Below are 7909 nucleotides of genomic sequence, written 5' to 3'. Positions count from 1 at the left end.
AGCCTTTAGTCAGATTACATTGCGAGACATCCATCACTGGTTTACCCATTGTTGCTATTGCGATACCCCTTTTAAAGAGCCTACCTAGTCATCCATGCTGTACCTCATTCAACTGAAACCCGCTATAACAATGGCTAAAATCTCCATTTTTTTACCCGAAGAACTGGTTAATTACCTAGACCAGAAAGTAGAAAATAAAAGCATTTTCATCGCCTCAATTTTACAACAATGGCAACAACAACAAGAAGCAGAAGAACTGGCCCAAGCTTTTTTAGCAGTAGATGAACTAGAATTAGGATGGACTGACGAATGGCAAACAGCAGCGATTATCAACTCGGAAGCATTATGGCTGAAGTAAAACTGAGATCTAAACATCTAAACTCCTTAAAAAGAATTATTGAAGACGCATTAACCGAAAGACTGCGAGAACTTCAAGAAGGAATTAAGCGCACCCAAGAACGAATAACTTTTTTTGAAAATAAGTATCAAATGCAGACACAAGAATTTCTCAGACGATTTGAAAACAATGAATTGCAGCATACCTTAGACTTTGATGAATGGATGGGAGAAGCTTGGATGCTAGAAGCTTTACTGCAAGACAAAGAAGAAATTGAGGAGATAGAATTTGTTGATTAATGAATATTTTCAAGAGATTAGACATCTCATTGAAGCTTGTCCAATAATTCAATCTTATAACCTCATTACTGATAGTAGAAGTCTTTATGTAGGATTTATTCGAGGCGATCTTAATTTAGTTGATGGAACGCTCTTACATATTCGTGAATTTGTTAATGTCAAGACAGGAATTGAACGAGGAAAATATACCTATCAATACATGAGTGCTTCTAATGACTTAGTTTTTCGCTATGATAATGCTCCCCATCATCAAGAATTAAATCTACCCAACTATCCCCATCATAAACACATAGGAAGTGAAGAAAATATCATATCTTCAAATGCTCCTTCATTAGCAGATGTTCTTGAGGAAATTGAGGAAAACAGATGAAATTTTCGGACTGGTTCCCAACTTGCCGTCCGGCTCGACGGCAGGGTAGGGTCGTTTCATTCTCTCTTATGTCATTCTCTCAAATCCTTATCTGGCAACGTTTTTAGTCGATTTCAAAGTTTATGCTTAGAAAATTAATTACACTCTTTTAAAAAGTTTCTTTATTTCGACAGTAGCTGTCACTATCTTTCGTAATTGTAGCGTTTAGAAATACCTAATCTTAACCAATTAACAAAGCGAGAAAGTATGAGCAACCCTTCTCGCTTTATTATAACTAAACTAACACCTCCACAGCTTGCGGAACTACTGCCGTCTCAGTTGTGGTATTTTCCCCTAGGTAAATTCCCAAAGAACGGGCCGTTTTGACGATAAAACCATCAGGATCCACGGGATAGGCACAGCGATTTTCTTGATGACATTTTTTGATAATTTTGATCACCGGTTTCAGGGGCAAACTACGCACTTGTCCCCCGCGCCAAATCACCACGCGATCGAGTTTTCCCTTTTCAATTAATTCTACGGCCTTAATGCCAAAAGCCGTGGCTAAGAGTCGATCCATGGCCAAAGGAGGACGACTTCTTTGCAGGTGTCCCAAGGACATGGCCCGCACATCCATGGAATTGAGATAACAGAAGACGGGATCGGTCACGCATAAAGAGCGAGTTTTGTCAACTATTAATTTTTCTAAATAATCGCCAATATACTTCTCTTTTTGGTTATCTTCGTTTTTAACCCCCTCAGAAATGACAATGAGAGCGAATTTACGACCTTGGGCGCGTAATTCTGCCAAATGATCACAACAACCGTCGATAATTTCGGGAGTGAGAGCAGGGGTTAATTCGGGAATAAAAATCGCATCGGCCCCCCCGGCAATCCCCGCATGAAGGGCTAAATGACCAGCATCTCTACCCATCACCTGCACAATCATCACCCTTTCGTGACTAGCGGCGGTAAAAGTGAGATCATACAAAGCTTGGGTGACGATATCGACGGCAGTGGTAAAACCGACGGCCCATTCCGTATAGGGAACATCATTATCGATGGTTTTGGGAACTGCGATAATATTCCAATTGCCTTTCTGGGCGAGATCATAGATGATATCGACGCTCCCATCGCCCCCGACGACGATCAGGGCATCTAGTCCCAGCATTTCGTATCCTTGCAGGATTTTCGTGGCAATTTCTGGGTTTTCAGGATGTCCTTTGCTCAAAGAACCCAGGACACTACCACTAAGAAACTGCAAAACGTCTAATCCTTTCAAGACTCCGGGTAGGTTATAGCCATGGTGAGTCAGGATCAAATCTTGGGGGTGATATTTTCCCTCGGCAATCTGCATAAAACCGTCGGTCCCGTAGGGGATGCCGTACACATCCCAACCCTTTAGTTTTGATGCTTTTACCACGGCACGAATTACCGCATTTAACCCTGGGCAATCGCCACCACTGGTCAGAATACCGATTTTTTTGTTTTGATTCTCGTTCATGGTTATATCCTCCGGGATTTTTTTGTCAGTTATCAGTTATCAGTTACCAGTGATCAGATGTAAGTTTTCAGTTTTCAGTTAAGTAGCTGGTTATAATTAAATTAAAAATGGATTTTAGGTTCGATCCCCCCTAGCCCCCCTTGATAAGGGGGGTGTCTGATAATTTTTAACGCCTACCTACTTAATTTTTCAGTTCACTGATTACTGATTACTGATAACTGATCACTGAAAAAAGCTTCCCACTTTTATTTACTGGTGGTTTGAAAACGTTTCCAAACAGGTTCGTAACTTTGCAGGGCCCTCATGTACTGTACCCGTTCAAAAGCGGTCGGATCTGGGCAATTCATTTGACTCATACTGCCAATTAACTGCTCGATCGATTCGTATTCATTTTCTTCCAACCAATGCAATAAACCCTGTTCGATCTTGGTAATTTCCTCCAAACCGTGGCGTAATAAAACACTAACTAACATAGTCGCCTTTGCCCCCACCATCATCATTTTGATCACGTCGATGGCGTTATGAATACCACTGGTAGCGGCAAAATCCGTCGGTACACGACCATAAAGCATGGCAATCCAGCGCAGGGGTAAACGCATTGCTTGGGGATTACTGAGGATAATATTAGGGTGAACATCTAAGGTGTCTAAGTCGATATCCGGCTGATAGAAACGGTTAAATAATACCAACCCATCGGCCCCAGCTTCCGCTAATTGTTTAGCCATATTAGCCGTATTGCTAAAGTAGGGACTTAACTTCATCGAGACGGGAATTGATACCTCCGATTTGACAATTTTGAGGATATCAATATAGTTTTGTTCGACGTGATTTCCGGTTAATTCTAGGTCGTTGGGAACATAATAAATATTCAACTCCAAAGCATCAGCGCCCGCTTGTTGAATTTGAATGGCATACTCCAACCATCCCCCAGAGGTCTCACCGTTGAGACTGGCAATAATGGGAATATCGACCATTTCTTTGGCTTTGCGAATATGGTTAAGATATTCGTCGGAACCAACGTGAAAAACCTCCGGTTCGGGAAAATAAGTCAAAGCTTCCGCAAAACTATCGGCTCCGTGGGTAAAATGATGGTGTAGAGCCAGTCTTTCCTGTTTAATCTGCTCCTCGAAAAAGGAGTGTAAAACCACGGCAGCGGCTCCAAAGTCTTCCATTCTCTTGATATTGTCGATATCCTCGCTCAAGGGTGCGGCCGCACCGATGACTAACGGCGATCGCAATTGTAAACCCATGTAGGTAGTGTGTAGATTCATAACTATTCCTTGCCTCCTGTACCTTTTGCTGCTAAATACTGATACATTTGCCAGCGCGTATCCACATCTGCTTGTGCTTCTTTGAGCAGACGTTTAGCTTCCTCCGGCTTACTGGTGGCCAACATCTTAAAGCGATTCTCCGAGTAGAGAGTTTGCGCTACGGTAAGCTTAGGGGCACGGCTGTCCAATTGTAGGGGATTTTTGCCTTCTTTAGCTAAATCGGGATGATAACGGTACATTAACCAGCGACCGCTTTCCACCACTTCTTTTTGATGGTTCATGGCGGTGGTCATGTTGATCCCGTGAGCAATACAGTGAGAATAGGCGATAATTAACGATGGCCCGTTGTAAGCTTCCGCTTCTAGGAAAGCTTTGATAGTTTGCTCGTTTTTTGCCCCCATAGCCACGCTGGCCACATAGACGTTACCGTAGGTCATGGCCATTAAACCGAGGTCTTTTTTCGGTCCCGGTTTGCCACCAGAAGCAAATTTAGCTACGGCAGCGCGAGGAGTAGCTTTCGAGGCCTGGCCGCCCGTATTTGAGTAAACTTCCGTATCCATGACCAAAATATTCACATTACGACCACTGGCTAAAACGTGATCTAAGCCACCATAACCGATGTCGTAGGCCCAACCGTCACCCCCGACAATCCAGACACTTTTCTTGACCAGATAATCGGCGACGGATAACAACATTTTCACCTGCGTGGTCGGGGTTAATTGCCCTAAACGGGATTTTAAGGCCTCTACCCGTTGCCGTTGTTCGTAAATTTCCGCTTCATCGACTTGGTGACAATTGAGAATATCTGCCGCTAGACTTTCTCCGATTTCACTAGCGAGGGTTGCTAACAGTTCGGCGGCAAATTCTGCCTGTTTATCGATGGAAACCCGGAATCCTAAGCCAAATTCGGCATTATCTTCAAAGAGGGAATTCGACCAAGCTGGACCGCGACCTTCGGCGTTAACTGCCCAGGGTGTTGTCGGTAAATTACCTCCGTAGATAGATGAACAACCGGTGGCATTAGCCACTATCATGCGATCGCCAAATAGTTGACTGACTAATTTAACGTAGGGAGTCTCACCACAACCGGCACAGGCACCGGAAAACTCAAAGAGAGGTTCCTGCATTTGCTGATGGTTAATTTTGTTGATATTTAGGCTTAATCGGTCTGGATTAGGCAAATTAAGGAAGAAATCCCAGTTAACTCGTTCCTGTTCCCGCAGGGGCAGTTGGGGAGCCATATTAATCGCTCTTAGACGCGGTTGCGATTTGTTTTTAGCGGGGCAAACATCAACGCAAAGACCGCAACCGGTACAATCTTCGGCGGCCACTTGGATGGTGAATTTTAGCCCTTTCCAGTCGTGATCCTTGGCATTAGCAACTTTAAAGGTTTCTGGGGCCGTGGCTAATTCGGCCTCATCATAGACTTTCGAGCGAATAACGGCGTGGGGACAAACGAGAACGCATTTACCGCACTGAACACAGACATCTGCATCCCAAACGGGGATTTCTTGGGCAATATTGCGTTTTTCCCATTGGCTAGTGGCGGTGGGATAGGTCCCATCGTTGGGAAGGGCGCTAACGGGCAGTTCCTCCCCGTGACGGGCGATAATTTTGCCGAGGACTTCTCGGACGAAAGCGGGTGCAGTGTCGGGAATTGGGGGTCTTAATTCAAAAGCTTCGGGGGTAATAGTGGCGGGAATTGGCACTTGATAGAGGTGTTCTAGGGCAGAATCCACGGCTTTGATGTTCATCTGCACGATTTCTTCGCCTTTCTTGCCGTAGGTCTTGCGGATGGCTTTTTTAATTTGTGCGATCGCCTCTTCCCGAGACAAAACTCCCGCTAGAGCAAAGAAACACACCTGCATAACGGTATTAATCCGGCTGCCCATCCCCGCTTCTTTGGCCACTTGAGTGGCATTAATCGTATAAACTTGCAGATTTTTGTCGATGATAGTTTGCTGGAGATTGCGGGGTAGGTGACTAAATAGCTCCTCCGGTGGATAGGGACTATTGAGGAGAAAAATTGAGTTCGGTTTAGCGGTTTCTAGCAGGTCAAATTGTTCGATAAATTCCCACTGATGACAGGCGATAAAGTTAGCATCAGTGATTAAATAGGTAGAGCGAATCGGCTCTGGTCCAAAGCGTAGGTGAGAAACGGTGACGGAGCCAGATTTTTTGGAATCATAGACAAAATAACCCTGGGCATAATTATCAGTATCTTCACCGATAATTTTAATTGAATTTTTGTTAGCTCCCACCGTCCCATCGGAACCTAAACCGTAGAAAACTGCCCGCACTACTTTGTCTGGTTCGGTGGAAAAACTGCGGTCATATTCCAGACTGGAAAAGGTAAGATCGTCAACGATACCAATAGTGAAGTGATTTTTGGGTTTGTCGAGACTTAAGTTATCAAATATACCAGCAACCATGGACGGAGTAAATTCTTTGGAAGATAAACCGTAGCGTCCTCCGACAATTTTCGGCAGCTTGCCTTCGTACTCCTCCATAAAGGCATTTACCACGTCTAAATATAGCGGATCGCCCCCGGCACCGGGTTCTTTACAGCGATCTAAAACGGCTATTTTTTTCACTGTGGTGGGCAAAGCTGCCAGTAATTTGTCGGCGGCAAACGGACGATAAAGACGAACTTTTAAAACTCCAACTTTAGCCCCATTTTGATTGAGATAATCCACGGTTTCATGGACGGTTTCCCCTCCCGATCCCATGAGAATAATCACTCTTTCGGCATCGGGCGCACCGTGGTATTCATAAAGATGGTATTGCCGTCCTGTTAATTGGGCAAAACGATCCATAATTTTTTGAGCGATATCGGGACAAGCATGATAGAAAGGATTGACGCTTTCCCTTGCCTGGAAATAAACATCGGGATTTTGTGCCGTGCCTCGTAACACCGGTCGATCGGGAGTTAAAGCTCTTTGACGATGGGCAATAATTAGGTCTTCATCGATCAGTTCTTTGAGAATTTCATCGCTAATTAATTCGACTTTTTGCACCTCATGACTGGTACGAAAACCATCAAAAAAGTGCAGAAAAGGAAGCCGCGTTTCTAGGGTGGTAGCTGTGGCGATTGCTGCCAGATCATGAGCTTCTTGAACGGAATTAGCCGCTAACATAGCCCAACCCGTACTTCTGGCAGACATAACATCACTATGATCCCCAAAAATTGACAACCCTTGGGCTGCTAAAGCACGGGCTGCCACATGGACCACTGAAGAGGTTAATTCCCCCGCAATTTTGTAGAAGTTGGGGAGCATTAATAATAATCCCTGGGAGGAAGTGAAAGTGGTAGTTAAAGAGCCTGTTTGTAGCGCTCCGTGCAGGGTTCCCGCTGCCCCACCTTCGCTCTGCATTTCGATTACGGAAGGAATGGTTCCCCAGAGATTAGCTCTGCGTTCGGCTGCCCAACTATCGGACCATTCACCCATGGGCGAGGAGGGAGTGATAGGATAAATAGCGATCACTTCACTGAGACGATAGGCAACGCGTGCAACAGCTTCGTTACCATCTATGGTTGCATAGGTTTTTGTGGTCATGTGTTCCCCTTAGTTTTTACGATATTTGTCGGGATTTTAAGTTTTTTTACGGCTCAATTTCGCACTAAATATCCCCTCGTTTCCCTGACAACCGAAGGACTTTCTTGAGCGTCGCTTTTGACTCCCTATCTACTATTGGACGCTTACGGCAGACAGGCTTAAGTAGAGCAATTTTTCTGTCTCCACCTCGATCATTATCCAGATTCTCGGCTTTCTAGCAATTCGTTATTTTTTCTTAATACGCTGCTGAGTTTGCCCGCAACCGACCCTGGGATTAATTAATATTAAGAATTGATAAATAAGTAGTTGGACAAAAGTAAAGTTAACTGTGGGCGGGGTAAGGAGTCAGGAGTTAGGAGTCAGGAGTCAGGAAGAATTGCGGCAATTTACATTTCTTAAGATAGACAACAGAATTTATGTCCGACTACTTAAAAATTAATGATACTTTTTTAAAAAAAGTGCTAGGTCAGAAGATAAGCTGTTGACTATCTAAATTACTCATTAAGACTGTCTATGAGCAGGGAGAAGGAATTATGAATTATTAATTAGGGTTTGCGGCAAAAAGTTTTTCCTGGGGGCAGGGTGTGGGGTG

6 protein-coding genes are annotated in these 7909 nt (G+C 44.3%); 3 read left to right on the top strand and 3 right to left on the bottom strand.

The window, feature by feature from the left end; translation table 11 throughout:
* Positions 1 to 130: 130 nt before the first annotated feature.
* From IQ234_RS18845 to IQ234_RS18835, 3 genes are read left to right on the top strand one after another with little or no spacing between them, the layout of a single operon-like run.
* Complete coding sequence (locus IQ234_RS18845) at positions 131 to 358, top strand: hypothetical protein (RefSeq protein ID WP_193958201.1); 228 nt, start codon at positions 131 to 133, stop codon at positions 356 to 358.
* Complete coding sequence (locus IQ234_RS18840; RefSeq protein ID WP_193958200.1) at positions 346 to 636, top strand: hypothetical protein; 291 nt, start codon at positions 346 to 348, stop codon at positions 634 to 636. The genes IQ234_RS18845 and IQ234_RS18840 overlap by 13 nt, the downstream gene beginning before the upstream one ends.
* Complete coding sequence (locus IQ234_RS18835; protein ID WP_193958199.1) at positions 626 to 1006, top strand: toxin-antitoxin system TumE family protein; 381 nt, start codon at positions 626 to 628, stop codon at positions 1004 to 1006. The genes IQ234_RS18840 and IQ234_RS18835 overlap by 11 nt, the downstream gene beginning before the upstream one ends.
* 274 nt (positions 1007 to 1280) lie before the next feature.
* Here IQ234_RS18835 and IQ234_RS18830 read toward each other — a convergent pair whose 3' ends face one another.
* The 3 genes from IQ234_RS18830 to nifJ all read right to left on the bottom strand — a co-directional run bounded on the left by IQ234_RS18830 (position 1281) and on the right by nifJ (position 7317).
* On the bottom strand, positions 1281 to 2489 hold the full coding sequence (locus IQ234_RS18830; RefSeq protein WP_193958198.1) for an ATP-dependent 6-phosphofructokinase: 1209 nt from the start codon (positions 2487 to 2489) through the stop codon (positions 1281 to 1283).
* 245 nt (positions 2490 to 2734) lie between these two features.
* On the bottom strand, positions 2735 to 3760 hold the full coding sequence (locus IQ234_RS18825; RefSeq protein ID WP_193958197.1) for a dihydroorotate dehydrogenase-like protein: 1026 nt from the start codon (positions 3758 to 3760) through the stop codon (positions 2735 to 2737).
* A 2-nt stretch (positions 3761 to 3762) separates the two neighbouring features.
* The gene (gene nifJ, locus IQ234_RS18820) at positions 3763 to 7317 is read right to left on the bottom strand and encodes a pyruvate:ferredoxin (flavodoxin) oxidoreductase (RefSeq protein WP_193958196.1); all 3555 of its coding nucleotides are present in this window, start codon (positions 7315 to 7317) and stop codon (positions 3763 to 3765) included.
* Positions 7318 to 7909 lie beyond the last annotated feature (592 nt).

Origin of the sequence: Microcystis aeruginosa LEGE 91341 (assembly GCF_015206885.1) — a bacterium.
Classification (GTDB): Bacteria; Cyanobacteriota; Cyanobacteriia; order Cyanobacteriales; family Microcystaceae; genus Microcystis; species Microcystis aeruginosa_H.
The sequence above is the reverse complement of the archived record's forward strand: the minus strand, read 5'-3'. Positions and strand labels throughout refer to the sequence as shown.

What these genes read in the sequence shown, in the direction of transcription:
- nifJ (WP_193958196.1), bottom strand. Translation starts at nt 7,317, where the DNA reads ATGACCACAAAAACCTATGCAACCATAGATGGTAACGAAGCTGTTGCA.
- IQ234_RS18840 (WP_193958200.1), top strand. Translation starts at nt 346, where the DNA reads ATGGCTGAAGTAAAACTGAGATCTAAACATCTAAACTCCTTAAAAAGA.
- IQ234_RS18830 (WP_193958198.1), bottom strand. Translation starts at nt 2,489, where the DNA reads ATGAACGAGAATCAAAACAAAAAAATCGGTATTCTGACCAGTGGTGGC.
- IQ234_RS18825 (WP_193958197.1), bottom strand. Translation starts at nt 3,760, where the DNA reads ATGAATCTACACACTACCTACATGGGTTTACAATTGCGATCGCCGTTA.
- IQ234_RS18845 (WP_193958201.1), top strand. Translation starts at nt 131, where the DNA reads ATGGCTAAAATCTCCATTTTTTTACCCGAAGAACTGGTTAATTACCTA.